This window comes from Cellvibrio sp. KY-GH-1 (assembly GCF_008806975.1).
In the GTDB taxonomy this organism is placed as follows: Bacteria; Pseudomonadota; Gammaproteobacteria; order Pseudomonadales; family Cellvibrionaceae; genus Cellvibrio.
In genome coordinates, this window is record NZ_CP031728.1 from 2,127,008 (window position 1) to 2,143,743 (window position 16,736).

Annotated in this window: 16 protein-coding genes; 1 reads left to right on the forward strand and 15 read right to left on the reverse strand. The window is 50.0% G+C overall.

The window, feature by feature from the left end:
- Nucleotides 1-3 precede the first annotated feature (3 nt).
- On the reverse strand, nt 4-1,908 hold the full coding sequence (gene ftsH, locus D0C16_RS09210) for an ATP-dependent zinc metalloprotease FtsH (protein ID WP_151032042.1): 1,905 nt from the start codon (nt 1,906-1,908) through the stop codon (nt 4-6).
- A 307-nt stretch (nt 1,909-2,215) separates the two neighbouring features.
- Between ftsH and D0C16_RS09215 the strand changes: the two genes are divergently transcribed.
- Entirely contained in the window at nt 2,216-2,518 is a 303-nt protein-coding gene (locus D0C16_RS09215) for a YhbY family RNA-binding protein (protein WP_151032043.1), read from the forward strand.
- 69 nt (nt 2,519-2,587) lie between these two features.
- On the opposite strand, the gene greA is transcribed toward D0C16_RS09215, so the two are convergent.
- The 14 genes from greA to ribD all read right to left on the reverse strand — a co-directional run bounded on the left by greA (nt 2,588) and on the right by ribD (nt 16,734).
- Nucleotides 2,588-3,067 (reverse strand): transcription elongation factor GreA, encoded by a 480-nt coding sequence (gene greA / locus D0C16_RS09220; RefSeq protein WP_151032044.1) that lies wholly within the window; start codon nt 3,065-3,067, stop codon nt 2,588-2,590.
- Between the two features lie 11 nt (nt 3,068-3,078).
- On the reverse strand, nt 3,079-6,297 hold the full coding sequence (carB, locus tag D0C16_RS09225; protein WP_151032045.1) for a carbamoyl-phosphate synthase large subunit: 3,219 nt from the start codon (nt 6,295-6,297) through the stop codon (nt 3,079-3,081).
- 11 nt (nt 6,298-6,308) lie between these two features.
- The gene (gene carA / locus D0C16_RS09230) at nt 6,309-7,466 is read right to left on the reverse strand and encodes a glutamine-hydrolyzing carbamoyl-phosphate synthase small subunit (protein ID WP_151032046.1); all 1,158 of its coding nucleotides are present in this window, start codon (nt 7,464-7,466) and stop codon (nt 6,309-6,311) included.
- A 403-nt stretch (nt 7,467-7,869) separates the two neighbouring features.
- Nucleotides 7,870-8,778, reverse strand: coding sequence for a DUF808 domain-containing protein (locus D0C16_RS09235; RefSeq protein WP_151032047.1), 909 nt, complete (start codon nt 8,776-8,778; stop codon nt 7,870-7,872).
- 33 nt (nt 8,779-8,811) lie between these two features.
- Nucleotides 8,812-9,615 (reverse strand): 4-hydroxy-tetrahydrodipicolinate reductase, encoded by an 804-nt coding sequence (dapB, locus tag D0C16_RS09240; protein ID WP_151032048.1) that lies wholly within the window; start codon nt 9,613-9,615, stop codon nt 8,812-8,814.
- Nucleotides 9,616-9,631: 16 nt separating this feature from the next.
- A complete protein-coding gene (gene ribA, locus D0C16_RS09245) occupies nt 9,632-10,249 on the reverse strand; it encodes a GTP cyclohydrolase II (RefSeq protein WP_151032049.1) in 618 nt (205 codons plus the stop codon).
- Complete coding sequence (locus D0C16_RS09250) at nt 10,246-10,731, reverse strand: phosphatidylglycerophosphatase A (RefSeq protein ID WP_151032050.1); 486 nt, start codon at nt 10,729-10,731, stop codon at nt 10,246-10,248. The genes ribA and D0C16_RS09250 overlap by 4 nt, the downstream gene beginning before the upstream one ends.
- 16 nt (nt 10,732-10,747) lie before the next feature.
- Nucleotides 10,748-11,734 (reverse strand): thiamine-phosphate kinase, encoded by a 987-nt coding sequence (thiL, locus tag D0C16_RS09255; RefSeq protein ID WP_225318964.1) that lies wholly within the window; start codon nt 11,732-11,734, stop codon nt 10,748-10,750.
- Between the two features lie 5 nt (nt 11,735-11,739).
- Nucleotides 11,740-12,213, reverse strand: coding sequence for a transcription antitermination factor NusB (gene nusB / locus D0C16_RS09260; RefSeq protein WP_151032051.1), 474 nt, complete (start codon nt 12,211-12,213; stop codon nt 11,740-11,742).
- A gap of 207 nt (nt 12,214-12,420) precedes the next feature.
- Nucleotides 12,421-12,891 carry a 6,7-dimethyl-8-ribityllumazine synthase gene (ribE, locus tag D0C16_RS09265; RefSeq protein WP_151032052.1) on the reverse strand — a complete coding sequence of 157 codons (471 nt, stop codon included), beginning with the start codon at nt 12,889-12,891 and terminating at the stop codon, nt 12,421-12,423.
- A gap of 69 nt (nt 12,892-12,960) precedes the next feature.
- Entirely contained in the window at nt 12,961-14,076 is a 1,116-nt protein-coding gene (gene ribBA, locus D0C16_RS09270) for a bifunctional 3,4-dihydroxy-2-butanone-4-phosphate synthase/GTP cyclohydrolase II (protein ID WP_151032053.1), read from the reverse strand.
- Between the two features lie 24 nt (nt 14,077-14,100).
- Nucleotides 14,101-14,757 (reverse strand): riboflavin synthase, encoded by a 657-nt coding sequence (locus tag D0C16_RS09275; RefSeq protein WP_151032054.1) that lies wholly within the window; start codon nt 14,755-14,757, stop codon nt 14,101-14,103.
- Nucleotides 14,758-14,790: 33 nt separating this feature from the next.
- Nucleotides 14,791-15,390, reverse strand: a complete 600-nt coding sequence (locus D0C16_RS09280; RefSeq protein WP_191968679.1) for an RDD family protein — start codon at nt 15,388-15,390, stop codon at nt 14,791-14,793.
- Between the two features lie 219 nt (nt 15,391-15,609).
- Nucleotides 15,610-16,734 carry a bifunctional diaminohydroxyphosphoribosylaminopyrimidine deaminase/5-amino-6-(5-phosphoribosylamino)uracil reductase RibD gene (ribD, locus tag D0C16_RS09285; protein WP_151032056.1) on the reverse strand — a complete coding sequence of 375 codons (1,125 nt, stop codon included), beginning with the start codon at nt 16,732-16,734 and terminating at the stop codon, nt 15,610-15,612.
- Between the last annotated feature and the right edge of the window lie 2 nt (nt 16,735-16,736).

The following is a 16,736-nucleotide window of genomic DNA, read 5'->3' on the forward strand; positions in this document are numbered from 1 at the left end:
CGCTTAGTGAGTATTGGCAGGACCACCTATAGGGCCAGCAGGCGATTCACCTGAATCTTTATCACGCAGATGACTATTAAAATCATCGTCATTCCATTCGCGCGGTGGACGAACTTTACGACGCGCCATCAGATCAGCAACCTGTTCAGCATCAATAGTTTCATACTCCATCAAAGCATTTTTCATTGCCTCAAGAATATCGCGATTATCTTCCAGGATTTTGGTTGCGCGCGCGTAGCATTCATCAATAATACGGCGAACCTCTTCATCAATATTTCTGGACGTATCATCCGAGTATTGTTGGGTGCTCATACCAGGATAAGCACCTTCTTCTTCACCATAATGCAATGGCCCAAGCTTCGCTGAGAGACCCCACTTGGTTACCATGTTGCGCGCCAACTGAGTTGCCCGTTCAATATCATTAGAGGCACCGGTAGTAACACCATCAAGCCCAAGTGTCATTTCCTCGGCAATACGTCCGCCAAATAAAGTACACAAACGCGACTCCAGTGAACGCTTGCTATAACTGTATTTGTCTTCCTCAGGCAAATACTGGGTAACACCTAACGCGCGGCCACGAGGGATAATGGTAACTTTATGAACTGGATCATGCTCTGGCACAACACAGCCAATAATTGCGTGGCCAGCCTCGTGGTATGCCGTGTTTTCTTTTTCCTTCTCGCTCATCACCATGGATTTGCGCTCAGCACCCATCATGATTTTATCGCGTGCTTTTTCAAAATCCTCCATGGTTACCAAGCGTTTGTTGGCCCGCGCCGCCATCAACGCCGCTTCGTTAACCAAGTTTGCCAGCTCAGCCCCAGAGAAGCCGGGAGTACCGCGTGCAATCACCGACGCACTGATACGCTCGTCCAAAGGCACTTTGCGCATATGGACTTTAAGAATTTGCTCGCGACCACGGATGTCGGGGAGACCAACATAAACCTGACGATCAAAACGACCGGGACGCAATAACGCCTTATCAAGAACGTCAGCACGGTTTGTCGCAGCAATAATGATAACGCCATCATTACCTTCAAAACCGTCCATCTCTACCAATAATTGGTTAAGCGTTTGCTCACGCTCATCGTGACCGCCGCCATGCCCACCGCCGCGATGACGACCCACAGCGTCGATTTCATCGATAAAGATAATGCATGGTGCCTGCTTCTTGGCTTGTTCAAACATGTCGCGCACACGGCTTGCACCCACGCCCACAAACATCTCTACAAAGTCAGAACCAGAAATAGAGAAGAAAGGAACCTTTGCTTCACCAGCAATTGCTTTTGCCAGCAAGGTTTTACCGGTACCTGGTGGGCCAACCATCAATACACCGCGAGGAATCTGACCACCCAGACGCTGGAATTTGGAGGGATCGCGCAAGTATTGCACCAGCTCCTGCACCTCCTCTTTGGCCTCATCAACACCAGCCACGTCCGCAAAGGTGGTTTTAATTTGATCTTCACCAAGCAACCGCGCCTTGCTTTTGCCGAAGCTCATAGGGCCGCCTTTTCCACCAGCACCGCCCTGCATTTGCCGCATAAAGAACCAAAACACGGCAATAATGATCAAAATCGGGAAACTGGCTACCAGTAGCTGATTCAACAAGCTCGGCTGCTCAACTTCACGCCCTTTTATTACCACATTGTGGTTGTACAGATCGTCGATCAACTTGGGATCCTGTACCTGTGGACGAATGGTTTTGAACGTCGAGTTATCCTTATAAGTACCCTCGATGACCAAGCCATCAATAGTGACTTCTTGAACTCGATCATCGCGCACACTGGCGATAAAGTCGGAATAGTTCAACGTATTATTGCCAGATTGCTTGTTAAAGCCCTCAAAAACACTGAAGAGGACTACGGCAATAACAAGCCAAAGCACCAGATTCTTGGTTATATCGTTCAAGGAAAATTCCTCACAGTTACATCAATTAGGTTTGACGGCCAGCGATTTTAAATAATGCACCAACAGCGGGCGGCAGATACTGGCACATTTGCCGGCTGAAATCGTCGAATTTTTCACAGCTTAACGCCTTTTTGACGCACAAATAAGGCGTAGGTTACAAGATTTATTCCATATTGGGGGCTTTCCGGAGAATTACAAGCCTCAAATAGCCCCATCTTGGTGGTGGAACCCATCACCAACCCCTAAAAAACCACGAAATAGAGTAGAATGCCGCACGTTTTTCAAATTACATACTTAAGGTAAGTTTATGCCTATTAGCCCCGAGCGCAAAAAACAATTTCGTACTATTGGCCACAAGCTTAATCCCATTGTGACCATTGCCGGTAACGGCTTGAGCGAAGGTGTACGCGCAGAACTTAATCGCGCCCTGGATGACCACGAGCTGATCAAGGTTAAACTGGCCATTGCCGAGCGCGAAGATCGCAAGGAAGTAGTGGCCGAGCTGGAAGCCTTGCCCAATGTTGAACTGATCCAGGAAATTGGCAAAGTAGTATTACTTTATCGCCACAATAAAAAGGCCAACCCCAAGCTGTCAAATTTGCATCGCTAACCGCTTTAGCTTTAATGAGCATCTATAAAAAAACCGCCAAATGGCGGTTTTTTATAGGGAAGACCAAGCTTAAATATGCTCTACCTTATCGATTTCGTAATCCACGTCACCGCCCGGGGCTTTAACAACCACCACATCGCCCTCTTCCTTACCCACTAAAGCACGCGCAATCGGTGAGTTCACAGAGATTTTGTTGGATTTTACATCCGCCTCATCATCACCAACAATTTGATACTTCATTGATTGATCAGTGTCGAGGTTGATTATGGTCACTGTAGTGCCAAACAACACCTTACCGCTGTGAGGAATCTTGGTTACATCGATAATCTGGGCATTGCCAAGCTTGCCTTCAATTTCGTTAATGCGCCCTTCACAAAAACTTTGCTGCTCGCGCGCCGCAGAATATTCAGCGTTTTCTTTAAGATCTCCGTGCTCACGCGCTTCAGCAATTGCCTGTACGATACGCGGGCGCTGTACTTTTTTCAGGTCTTCCAACTCAAGGCGCAGTTTTTCTGCGCCTTGCTCGGTCATCGGAAATTTTGTACTCATTTTTATTTCCTTTATTTGATTCGTGTGTGCAAATCTTGCAAGCGACGCACTTCAATGTCTTTCACTTCTTTGAGTGACATACACACTGCAAAACCAGCCGCCAGAGTTGTGTTGTAATACACACGATGATTTTCAGCACTGCGGCGAATTGATGAAGAATCGCGCGTAGCCTGACGACCTTCTACGGTATTGATGATCAGATCGATTTCATCGTTCTTGATCATATCCACAATGTGTGGACGACCTTCTTGCACTTTATTGACAACTTGCACCGTCAATCCGGCTTGTTGCAACACATCGGCCGTACCGCGGGTTGCCACTAATTTAAAACCAAGCTCAGCCAGATCTTTACCAACACTGACGATACCATCCTTATCCATATCGCGTACGCTGATGAATGCTGTACCAGACGTTGGGATGCGATTGTTCGCACCCAGTTGCGATTTACCGTAAGCCTCACCAAAGGTGTTGCCCACGCCCATCACTTCACCCGTGGACTTCATTTCCGGGCCGAGAATCGGGTCTACTGCCGGGAACTTGTTGAACGGGAATACCGCTTCTTTCACGCTGTAATAGTCAGGGATAATTTCCTTGGTAAAGCCTTGGGCTTCCAGTGACACACCTGCCTGACAACGCGCCGCCACTTTCGCAAGAGATACACCAATACATTTTGAGACAAAGGGAACAGTGCGCGATGCACGCGGGTTCACTTCGATCACATAAATTTTGCCATCTTGATATGCGAGTTGGGTATTCATCAAACCGATTACGCCCAATTCAATCGCCATTTTCTTAACGATCTCACGCATATCATCTTGCACATTTGCGGGCAAAGAATACGGCGGCAATGAACATGCAGAGTCACCGGAGTGAACACCGCACTGCTCAATGTGCTGCATAATGCCGCCGATCACAACTTGCTTGCCATCAGAAACAGAATCGATATCCACTTCAATGGCATTATTAAGGAAGTGATCGAGCAATACCGGCGCATCTTCGGAAACTTGTACTGCGGTGCGCATGTAAGTACGCAGTTCATCTTCTTTGTACACGATTTCCATTGCACGGCCGCCTAATACATAAGACGGACGAACAACTAATGGATATCCCACTTTGTCAGCGGCAAGCAACGCTTCTTCGAGCGAACGAACGATCGCATTTGGCGGCTGCAACAGACCAAGTTTGTTGATCATTTGCTGGAAGCGCTCGCGGTCTTCTGCTTTATCGATTGCATCCGGGCTGGTACCAATAATAGGCACGCCTTCCGCTTCAAGCGCGCGCGCTAATTTCAGCGGAGTTTGGCCACCAAACTGCACGATTACGCCAACCGGTTTTTCTTTGTGGACGATTTCCAACACATCTTCCAGAGTTACTGGTTCGAAGAACAAGCGGTCAGAGGTGTCGTAATCGGTAGAAACAGTTTCCGGGTTACAGTTAACCATAATGGTTTCGTAGCCGTCTTCGCGCATTGCCAGTGCAGCATGTACACAGCAGTAATCGAACTCGATACCCTGACCAATACGGTTTGGGCCACCGCCAATTACCAGGATCTTTTTCTTATCGCTCGGGTTAGCTTCACACTCTTCTTCGTAAGTGGAATACATGTACGCGGTTGAGGTAGAAAATTCAGCTGCACAAGTGTCAACACGTTTGTAGGCCGGGCGAATATTCAATCCCTGGCGATGATGACGCACAGCTTTTTCTGTTGAACCCAACAGCAACGCCAAACGCTTGTCAGAAAAACCTTTGCGCTTCAGTTGGAAAAACTTATCTGCATCCAAATCATTCAATGATTTACTACGCAGAGATTGTTCGATATCAATCAACTCTTTGATTTGCACCAAAAACCATGGATCGATTTTGGAAAGATTGAACGCATCGTTAACACTCATGCCCATGCGGAATGCATCGCCCACATACCAAATGCGCTCAGCACCAGCGGTCGTCAATTCGCGGCGAACTTTTGCAGCGCCTTCTTCGGTAGTGTAATCAACTTTAGATTCAAAGCCGGCCGAGCCAACTTCTAAACCACGCAGGGCTTTTTGCAAGGACTCCTGGAAAGTACGGCCAATCGCCATCACTTCGCCAACGGATTTCATTTGTGTCGTCAAACGCGCATCCGCATCACCGAATTTTTCAAAGGTGAAGCGCGGCACTTTGGTAACCACATAATCGATTGACGGCTCAAACGATGCTGGAGTTGCACCGCCAGTGATGTCATTTTTCAATTCATCAAGTGTGTAACCTACTGCAAGTTTTGCAGCAATTTTTGCAATCGGGAAACCAGTTGCTTTTGATGCGAGCGCCGATGAACGCGATACACGCGGGTTCATCTCAATAACAACCATACGACCATCAACCGGGTTAACGGCGAATTGCACGTTGGAACCACCAGTTTCTACGCCGATTTCACGCAATACCGCAATCGATGCATTACGCATGATTTGGTATTCCTTATCGGTAAGGGTTTGCGCTGGTGCTACGGTAATCGAGTCGCCGGTATGAACGCCCATCGGATCAAAGTTTTCGATGGAGCAAACGATAATGCAGTTATCGTTTTTATCGCGCACCACTTCCATCTCGTACTCTTTCCAACCGAGCAGCGATTCGTCGATCAACAATTCGTTGGTGGGCGATAAATCCAGACCGCGCGTACAAATTTCTTCAAACTCGTCCCAGTTGTAAGCGATGCCGCCACCGGAACCACCCATGGTGAACGACGGGCGAATAATGCAGGGAAAGCCGAATTCTTTCGGTGCTTCTTTCGCTTCTTCCAGGCTGTGAACAATTTTCGCGCGCGCACAAGAAAGACCAATACGCTTCATCGCCTGATCAAACAGGTTGCGGTCTTCCGCCATGTTAATGGCTTCTTCTTTCGCGCCAATCAATTCAACATTGTATTTTTCCAGCACGCCGTTTTTCGCCAGTGCCAGCGCGCAGTTCAATGCAGTCTGGCCACCCATGGTGGGCAGGATTACATCGGGGCGCTCTTTCTCAATGATCTTCGCAACCGTTTGCCACTCGATCGGCTCGATATAAGTTGCATCCGCCATCGCGGGGTCAGTCATGATAGTTGCAGGGTTGGAGTTAACCAGAATTACACGGTAACCCTCTTCACGCAGTGCTTTACAGGCTTGGGCGCCAGAGTAGTCGAACTCACAAGCCTGGCCGATAACAATCGGGCCAGCGCCGAGAATCAAAATACTATTTATGTCGGTACGTTTTGGCATGTCGGCTCCGATTAAGACTTGCGGGCTTGCATCAATTCAATAAAGTGGTCGAACAGGGTATCGGCTTCGTGCGGGCCGGGGCTCGCCTCAGGATGCCCCTGGAAGCTGAACGCTGGCTTGTCGGTGCGATGAATACCTTGCAGGGAACCATCGAACAATGACTTGTGAGTCGCACGCAGGTTCGCAGGCAAGCTGCTCTCTTCCACCGCGAAACCGTGGTTCTGCGCTGTGATCAATACACGCTTGGTATCCAGGTTTTGCACCGGATGGTTGCCACCATGATGGCCAAACTTCATCTTGATAGTTTGCGCACCAGACGCTAACGCCAGGAGTTGATGCCCCAGGCAAATACCGAATACTGGTATATCCGTTTCCAAAAACGATTTGATGGCCTCGATCGCATAAGTGCATGGCTCAGGATCGCCAGGACCATTGGAGAGGAAAATGCCATCCGGGTTCATTGCCAGAACCTCGGCAGCGGTAGTTTTTGCCGGAACGACAGTCAGATCACAACCGCGATCAGCCAACATACGCAGGATGTTACGTTTAACACCAAAATCGTAGGCGACTACTTTAAATTTCTTGGCGCCAGTCAGCGCGGTGTGACCCTCACCCAGTTTCCAGCTGCTTTCATTCCAGCTATAGGGCTCACTGACAGTCACTTCTTTAGCTAAATCCAAACCCTTGAGGCCACCGAAAGCTTTTGCCGCAGCCAGCGCCTTGGTTTCATCAATGTCATCGCCGGCCATCAAGCAGCCGTTTTGCGCACCTTTGTCGCGCAGCAAGCGGGTCAAGCGACGGGTATCGATATCCGCGATGCCAATCACATTGCGCGCCTTCAAATAGTCAGAAAGGCTTTCCTGATTACGGAAGTTACTCGCCAGCAGCGGCAAATCGCGAATAACCAGGCCAGTCGCCCAAATGCGTTCGCACTCTTCATCTTCCGCATTGGTACCGGTGTTGCCGATATGAGGATAAGTCAGCGTAACGATTTGCTGGGCATAGGATGGATCGGTAAGAATTTCCTGATAACCGGTGATTGCAGTATTGAATACCACCTCACCAACAGATAAACCCTCGGCACCAATAGCGGCACCACGAAACACACTACCATCGGCAAGGACCAAAATGGCCTTCTTCGGGGCAGGAAGGGATTCCTGAGTAGTCAAAACAACCTCCTGGGCTGGCTGGGTTTTGGCTTGAAAGCGGCTTGCTGCCAAACGTTGGTTCAATCAAACCTTCGATTTCTATCTGACTTTATAAATGGCACCCGGTTCGAATTCACTTTCTTTGGGCTCAACAAATCAGTCGCATTGTTCCGGTTAGGGGTAATCAGCGCGATAAGTCGTTGTATATAAAGGCAAATTTAATCTGACTGTAAAACGTTTGGTTGTAAAAAAGCGAGATGAAACCCAAATCTCATCTCGCCTTTTTATGTTCTTGTGCGAACCATTTTGTATTTTTCTGCTGCCCGGCTTTGAGCCTGGCGCAATCTGGCTGCGAATTCTACGGGACTCGTCAGCGCCTGTCCATGGGAATCTGCCCTCTTTCGGATCAACACCCTTGAATAGATTAGCCTTTCCGAAATAACTTAGTTGCCACCGCCACAACCGAAAGCACCAGAGCCCCAATCACGACCCCTGCCACACCATTTAATACGGACGACGTTAACCAACCCACAGGCTCAGTTGCCTGGGCTGCATGTTCAATGGCGTGATGAATAGGAGTGATGCTGTGAGTCACGATTCCGCCACCCACCATAAACATCGCGGCAGTGCCAAGCACAGATAAAAACTTCATCAGCTTGGGCGCAGCGGCAAGCAAGATGTTGCCGAAGAATTGTGCAGCCGCACTTTGCTTTTTGCACAGGTGCGCGCCCATATCATCCAGCTTTACAATCAGCGCGACAAAACCATAGACACCTATTGTCATTATAACGGCGATACTAACCACTACCGCCGCTTGTTTGGCGAAACTGGCAGCGGCCACAGTACCCAGAGCAATCACGATAATTTCTGCGGAGAGAATAAAATCTGTGCGCACAGCACCTTTGATTTTTTCTTTTTCGAAAGCGACCATATCCACTCCCGGATTGGCTACAGCTTCAATCAGCTCTTTGTGATGTTCGCTCTCTTCTTCTTTGGAGTGCAGGAATTTGTGTGCGAGCTTTTCAAAGCCCTCAAAGCAAAGATAGGCTCCACCAATCATTAATAAGGGCACAATCAACCAGGGTACAAATGCGCTAATCAATAATGCCGCAGGAACTAATATTAATTTATTAAAAGCCGAACCTTTTGCTACCGCCCACACCACCGGTAGCTCTCGCTCCGCGCGAATACCTTGCACCTGCTGCGCATTCAGAGCCAGGTCATCACCCAATACGCCGGCCGTTTTTTTCGCGGCAACCTTGGTCATTACCGCTACGTCATCCAATACTGTTGCTATGTCATCGAGTAATGCAAGTAAGCTGGCGCCGGCCATGATTGATTCCTTAAAAATGAATATTGTGTTTTATTAACGCAATCCCAATACGTCCTGCATATCAAACAAACCGGATTGTTGTTGTTGCAACCAAATAGCCGCACGCACGGCGCCATTGGAAAACGCTAACCGGCTGGATGCCTTATGGGTAATCTCAACGCGCTCACCATCGGCCATAAACATCACTGTGTGATCACCTACTACATCACCACCGCGCACAGTGGCAAAGCCGATAGTATCTTTAGGGCGCGGTCCAATTTGACCTTCGCGACCATAGACCGCTACTTTACTTAAATCGCGTTCCAGCGCATTGGCGAGTACCTCACCCATACGCACCGCCGTACCGGACGGTGAATCCACTTTATGGCGATGATGTGCTTCATAGACTTCAACATCGTAGCCTTCACCCAATACGCGCGCCGCAAGATCCAGCAATTTAAAACACAGGTTTACACCGGTAGAGAAATTGGCGGATAACAACAGGGGAATTTTGGTTTGATAACTTAACAACTCTTCTTTTTCCGCAGCGCTAAAACCGGTAGTACCAATGACAATAGGTTTGCCGTGTGCTGCGCAGAGTTTTACATTTTCCAGCGTCGCCGTTGGCGAGCTGAAATCAATCAATACATCAAATTGATCAATGAATTCTGCCAGAGATGCACTCACTGCAACCCCAAATTTACCCACGTTACCCAGCTCGCCGGCATCCACACCAATCAGAGAACTGCCCGGGCGAACAATGGCAGCGCCCAGTGAAGTTTCCGGATGTTTATGGGTAGATTCAATCAGCGCCTTTCCCATGCGGCCAGCGGCGCCGGCAATTGCAATTCGAGTCATCTTCTTTATCCTAAAATTATTCGTTGTCATCGCCCGGTAAATTTTCGCCATTAAACAAATGGCCGAGCTTGCCCTTTTTGGTTTCCAGATATTTGGCGTTGTGCGGGTTGCGCCCGGTTTCGTGCGGCAATCGTTCAACCACGTTAATACCCATGTCTTGCAGGGCTTTTACTTTGCGCGGATTGTTAGTTAACAATTTCAGCGCTTTGATATTTAAATGCTCAAGCATGGGCTTGAGGATGGAGTAGTCGCGCATATCCGCGCCAAACCCTAATTGCTCATTAGCTTCGACAGTGTCAGCGCCCTGATCTTGCAAATGGTAGGCTTTTATTTTATTCAGCAAACCAATGCCACGCCCCTCTTGACGCAAATAAAAAATCACACCGCGACCCGCCACAGAAATTTTATGCATGGCCGCTTGCAACTGCGGACCGCAGTCACAACGCATACTAAATAATGCGTCGCCCGTTAAACACTCAGAGTGAATGCGCGCGAGCAAAGGTTCATCGCCGCTAATATCACCCATGGTCAACACTACGTGCTCTTTATCAGTTTCATCATCACTGAAACCATGCATGTTGAACATGCCAAAGGGCGTGGGTAATTTGGAAGACTCTACAAAGTGGACAGTCACAACAACCTCGCAAAATAGGCAATCAACTGGAGTGCGATGCAGGCATAAACACCGGCGAGCAGATCATCGACCATAATGCCGAAACCACCGTGCACTTTTTTATCCAGCCAGTTGATGGGCCAGGGTTTGAGAATATCGAAAATACGGAATAAAACGAAACCAGTCAGCACCCAAACCCATCCTGCTGGGGCCATCAACATGGTCATCCAAAAACCGACAAATTCATCCCAGACTATGCCGCCGTGATCGTGTACACCCAGTTGTCGGGAAGAGCGGTCACACCAAAATACACCTAATGTAAAAGTCACCACCAGCCAGGATACATATAGGTAAATTGGCAGATCCTGAATCACTAAAAAAATCGGGATAGCTGCCAAAGTACCAAAGGTTCCTGGTGCTTTGGGTGCAAGGCCACTACCAAAACCAAATGCAAACAAATGATCGGGGTTGGTAAATACTTGTTTAAGGCTGGGTGTATTCATTATTAAATTCGCACGTTTAAAAGTGCTGGTATCCAGTACGAGCGAGTTCGAATGGCTCGCCTTCAAATTCACAAATGACTTTATTACCCGGAATAATTTCGCCGATCACTGTTGCGCTTAATTTTCCCTGAGCAATCAACATGGCGATATCCGCCATTTTTTCCGGTGCGACAGTAAAACACAATTCGTAATCGTCACCACCGCTGAGCGCCCATTCCAATACTTGCGGCTGATTATTCAATGCCTGCAACGCGGGCGATAAGGGCAAATTCTCTACATCGATAACGGCACCCACATCACTGGCATCACAGATGTGTTGCAAATCCGCAACCAGACCGTCGGAAATATCCAACGCAGCTGTCACCAGTTCGCGAATCAATGCAGACTCCTGCAAGCGCGGGGTCGGGCGATAAAAACGATCGCGCAAATAATTCGCTGATGGTTCATCACAGGCAATGCGATTTTGAATCAGTGCCAGCGCCGCCGCGCCATCACCCAGATTATGAGTAACTAATACAAAATCACCGATATTGGCACCGTCACGCCGCAGCGCCGCACCAGGAGCAACAGCCCCCATAACCTGAATGGTAATACTGAGCGGGCCAGAGGTAGTGTCGCCACCAATTAATGCAATTTTATATTCGCGTGCGCAGGCAAATAACCCGCGGCTAAAACTGCGCAGCCAGTCTTCACTGGCTTCCGGTAATGTAAGCGCCAGGGTAAACCACAAAGGGTCCGCACCCATGGCCGCCAGATCACTCAGGTTAGTGCGCAGCGCGCGCTCGGCAATTAATTCGGCATCGGCATCGGCCGGGAAATGCACACCGGCAACCAATGTATCTACCGACACAGCCAACTGCTTTCCGTGGGGGATTTGCAGCAGCGCGCAATCGTCACCGATCCCCAGCAATACGCCTTCCGCAGGCTGTTCGGCCTGCTCGCGTTGGAAGAATTGCTGAATTAACTGGAATTCGCCGGGCACGGTAATGACTGATTGGACCAATAGAGTTAACGTTGGTTGCGCTCGGCTTTTACTTCCAGCGCACGAACATCAGCGGCGGTTTTATCCAGCACGCCGTTGATAAACTTGTGGCTGTCTTCCGCACCGAATTTTTTCGCCAGGGCAACGGCTTCGTTAATCACAACCTTATAGGGAACATCGATGCGGAATTTAAATTCGTAGGTTGCCAAACGCAGCAATGCGCGGGTAATTGGATCCAACTCATCCAGCGAACGCTCCACCAGATACGGAGAGAATAATTCTTCCAGCTCACTTAAATGCTCAGGGACGCCATGGAGAACCTCATGGAAATATTCCACGTCTACTTTGCTCATGTCGTTATCGGTGCGAAATTCCGCTTCAATGGCGTTGATGCTGGAACCTGCGATTTGCCATTGGTAGAGCGCCTGCATTGCGTAGTGACGAGCCATGCGGCGAGTGGCAGCGGTGTGGCCTTTTTGTGGGCCTGATGAAGTACTCATGAGCAATTACCTGATAAAGAACAAAGAGCGACTGTCAAAATTTTTTAACTTGCCAAATAAATCGACAAGCTTTCAAAAAATTCCAACAGCAAAAAATAAGGGATAAAACCGGATGAGCTAAGCTCCTGATTTTATCCCTTATCAATAATTCCAACTGACATTAATTCCAACTGACATGCCAACTAACGAGTAACCCCGGAAACGGGATTAGATTTTGCCGAACAGCGACACCATTTCCAGCGCGGTAGACGCGGCTTCAACACCTTTATTACCCGCTTTGGTGCCAGAGCGTTCAATAGCTTGCTCGATAGAATCAACGGTCAACACGCCGAAGGTTACCGGTACGCCGTATTGCAGTGACACCTGCGCAAGGCCCTTGGTGCATTCACCGGCGACGTAATCAAAGTGTGGCGTACCACCACGAATCACCGCACCCAAAGCAATGATTGCATCAAATTCTTTTTTCGCCGCGATTTTTTGCGCAGTCAACGGAAATTCAAAAGCACCTGGCGCGTAATAGATGGTGATGTTTTCATCTTTAATGCCGTGGCGGCGCAAGGTGTCCAGCGCGCCGTCTTTCAAGCTTTCCACTACGAAACTGTTCCAGCGGCTAACGATCAGCGCGTACTTGCCAGCGGACGCAGAAAAATCACCTTCAACAACTTTGATATTGCTCATAATATTTTCTCAAAAATAATCAGAATTTCTGTTTGCGCTCACTGCTTAAACAGTCATTTTTAGAGAAGGCTAATCGCCTTCCGGGCAGATATAATCCACCACTTCCAAATCAAAGCCAGAGAGCGCTGAATAACGCATCGGAGCGGACATCACGCGCATTTTGCGCACACCCAGATCCCGCAGGATTTGCGAGCCGGTACCCACTTGTTTGTAGAGTACTTCCGAGCTGCGCCGCATTTGCTTGCCGGAAATTAACCAGTCGATACTGTCTTCCACTTCCTTGGTAGATTCATCGTGACAGATCAGCAACACTACACCTTTACCTTCTTCGCTGACTTTGCGCAGCGCATCCTGGTAAGTCCAGCTTTTGCCACCGGCAACCGAAGTGCGCTTGAGGCTCAGCACATCGCGCGCAATGTCCATCACATGCACCCGCACCAATGTGGGCTCTGCATCGATAACACCTTTGGTCATCACAAAATGCAGGTCACCACGGGCTAAATCGCGATAGGTATGCAGATCAAATTCGCCGTAGAGCGTTTCTACCTTACGGCGATTAATACACTCAACCGTCTTTTCTTTGGTGGCGCGGTAGTGAATCAGGTCGGCAATGGTACCGATTTTCAAGTGATGTTGCTCGGCAAATTGTTCAAGATCCGCCCTGCGCGCCATGGTGCCGTCAGGGTTCATCACTTCCACAATCACCGCCGCCGGCTCAAACCCCGCCAGGCGGGCCAGGTCGCAGCCGGCCTCAGTATGCCCGGCACGGCTCATAACACCACCGGGTTGGGCCATCAGTGGGAAGATATGCCCGGGCTGGACAATATCGGTCGATTTCGCATTAGCCTTTACCGCTGCCCGCACGGTCAGTGCGCGATCGGCCGCCGAAATACCAGTGCTTACACCTTCAGCCGCTTCAATGGAGACAGTGAAGTTGGTGGTGTGCTGGGATTTGTTGTCGCTCACCATCAACGGCAAATCCAGTTGCTTGCAGCGCTCGGCGGTGAGCGTCAGGCAAATCAGGCCGCGCGCATGGGTCGCCATAAAGTTAATATCTTCCGGACGCACCTGCTCGGCCACCATAATCAGGTCGCCTTCATTCTCACGGTCTTCGTCATCCATCAGGATAACCATCTTGCCGTGGCGCAGATCTTCAATCAGTTCTTCAATGGTATTGAGTTGCATAGTTAATCCAGGGTTAGCAATCGATCAGGCAAAACCATTCTTCGCCAGAAATTCCAGGGTGATACCCTGCCCTTCGGGTTCAGCGGCTTTTTCACCCAGCATCAAACGCTCCAGGTAGCGGGCGAGAACATCCACTTCCAGGTTGATGCGGCTGCCGGTTTTGTAGCTGTCCATAATGGTCATTTGCAAGGTGTGGGGGACGATGTTGAGTTCAAACTCGGCGCCATCCACTTTATTCACTGTAAGACTAGTTCCATCTACCGTGATTGAGCCCTTGTGGGCGATATATTTTGCCAATGCCTTGGGCGCACGGATGCGAAAGCGTTCAGAGCGCGCATCCGGATGGCGGCTAACCACCTCGCCCACACCATCCACATGGCCGGAAACGATATGACCACCCAAGCGGGTTTGCGGAGTCAAGGCCTTTTCAAGGTTTACGCGCTGGCCCACTTTCCAATCCGGCAAGCTGGTGTTATCCAGGGTTTCGCGCGAGACGTCAGCCCAGTAGCCATCGCCCGGTAAATCCACCACGGTTAAGCAGACACCGTTAGTGGCGATAGAATCACCCAAACGCACATCGGCTAAATCCAGGTTGTTGGTTTTGATGCGCAGACGCAGGTCGCCATTTTTGGGTTGCAAGGCAACCACTTCGCCAATCGCTTCGATAATGCCGGTAAACATAGGGTCTCCTAAAGACGGCGCCTCCGCTGGTATTTAGACGATCAAACTGTTGCTGGGCGCAACGGCCGCATCCGGCGATTGCACCACAGGAATACGCAAATCAATCACTTTGGTTTTGGCGAGGTGGTCGTGAATGCAACGACGGTCGGGGCGGAAGATCGCCAATATATCCACCAATCTCAGCAAAATGCCAATCACTGGCACCATCCCCGCCAGCCATTGGGTCAGGTAGCGCTGGCTGATCAATTGGAAGAACGGTGGTATGCGATTATCCATAGTGACTATCGCAATACCGAGCATGCGCTTGCCAATGGTTTGGCCGTAACGGCTCAGCAAATAGCCATGCAAGCCGAAGAAGGCAATAAACGGAAACATGGTGAGGATGGTTTTTTGCCCGTTGGATAAAGCCCCCAGCTTCGCGATCAACGCCGCCTGCATGGCTTCCGGGTTCTTGGCTTTTTCCGGGTCCATTTCCGTGAGCCCCAGGTACTGCATCAGGAACATCATGGCGATCATCATAAACAGACCATCTAACAAAAATGCACCCAGGCGACGACCATAGGAAGCCGTATTATCGACCGGTGGTGGAGTATAAGGTGGTGGGGATTCTGGAGCTTGATGTTGATCGTTCACGGGACTATCTCTAAAAATTAAACTTTAAAACTTTTGAATCCCCCTCGGTCCCCCTTAGCTACGCGCCCCGTTTCAAAGGGGGAAGCTAGAACCTCACTTCGCTATTTGAATCGAAGCCAGATTCAGCCCCTCCCCTTTTCAAGGGGAGGCTGGGAGGGGGTTTTTCTCTCAAATCCCCTCTCCTCCCTTTATTAAAGGGAGGCTGGGAGGGATTACGCTTTAATATTCCGTATCCGGACTCGCCGTAATCCGCCAATCGCGGCCCACAGCGCGGATGTCTTTAATCTTTAATGCCAAGGATGCCGACATGGTTTCCAATGGCAATTCAAAAATCGGGCGGGCATTACTGCCGAGCAGCTTGGGCGCCATATAAACAATAATTTCATCCAGCAAACCGCGCCGCAAAAAACTACCACTAAGAGTAGCACCCGCCTCCACCAGCACTTCATTGCATTGACGCTGCGCCAGTTCGCGCAGGACCGCCAACAAATCGATACGCCCATCCTTTGCTGGCAACGCCAGTAGCTCAACAAACTCGGGCCAGCCCTCGAGCTGCTCTACGCTAGCTGTGCCATTGTGGACTAACAAGATTGGGGTGGACTGTTTGAACATCAAGGCATTGCGCGGCAGGCGCAGGCGTGAATCCAGAATGACCCGCAGCGGTTGGCGCTGGGCGATTTCATCGCCATTGGGTAAATCCAGTTCATCGGCACGGACGGTTAATGAGGAATTATCCTGCAACACCGAATCCACACCGGAAATAATTGCACAGGAATGCGCACGCAAACGCTGTACATCGGCGCGCGCTTTGGGGCCGGTAATCCATTTGCTTTCGCCGGATTCCATGGCCGTGCGGCCATCCAGGCTCATCGCCAGCTTGCAGCGCACAAACGGCAGCTTGCGCTCCATGCGTTTGATAAAACCGGGATTCAATGCGCGCGCGTCATCTTCAAGGATGGGGCCATCCACCTGGATTCCGCCCGCACGCATAATTTCAATACCGCGCCCGGATACCAGCGGATTGGGATCTTCCATTGCGTAGACCACACGGCTTACGCCCGCATCCACCAGGGCTTGCGAGCAGGGACCGGTGCGGCCGTGGTGGCTGCAAGGCTCCAGGCTGACATACACAGTAGCACCCTGAACAGAGCTGCCCGCCGCCAATAACGCATTCACTTCCGCATGGGGCTCACCGGTGCGCACATGCCAACCTTCCCCAATAATCTGTCCGTCCTTCACCAATACGCAACCCACACGCGGGTTGGGCATAGTGGTATACAGACCGCGTTCCGCCAAACGGAAGGCGCGGGCCATAAATTCAAAATCCTGGGGAGTTAACGCCATAC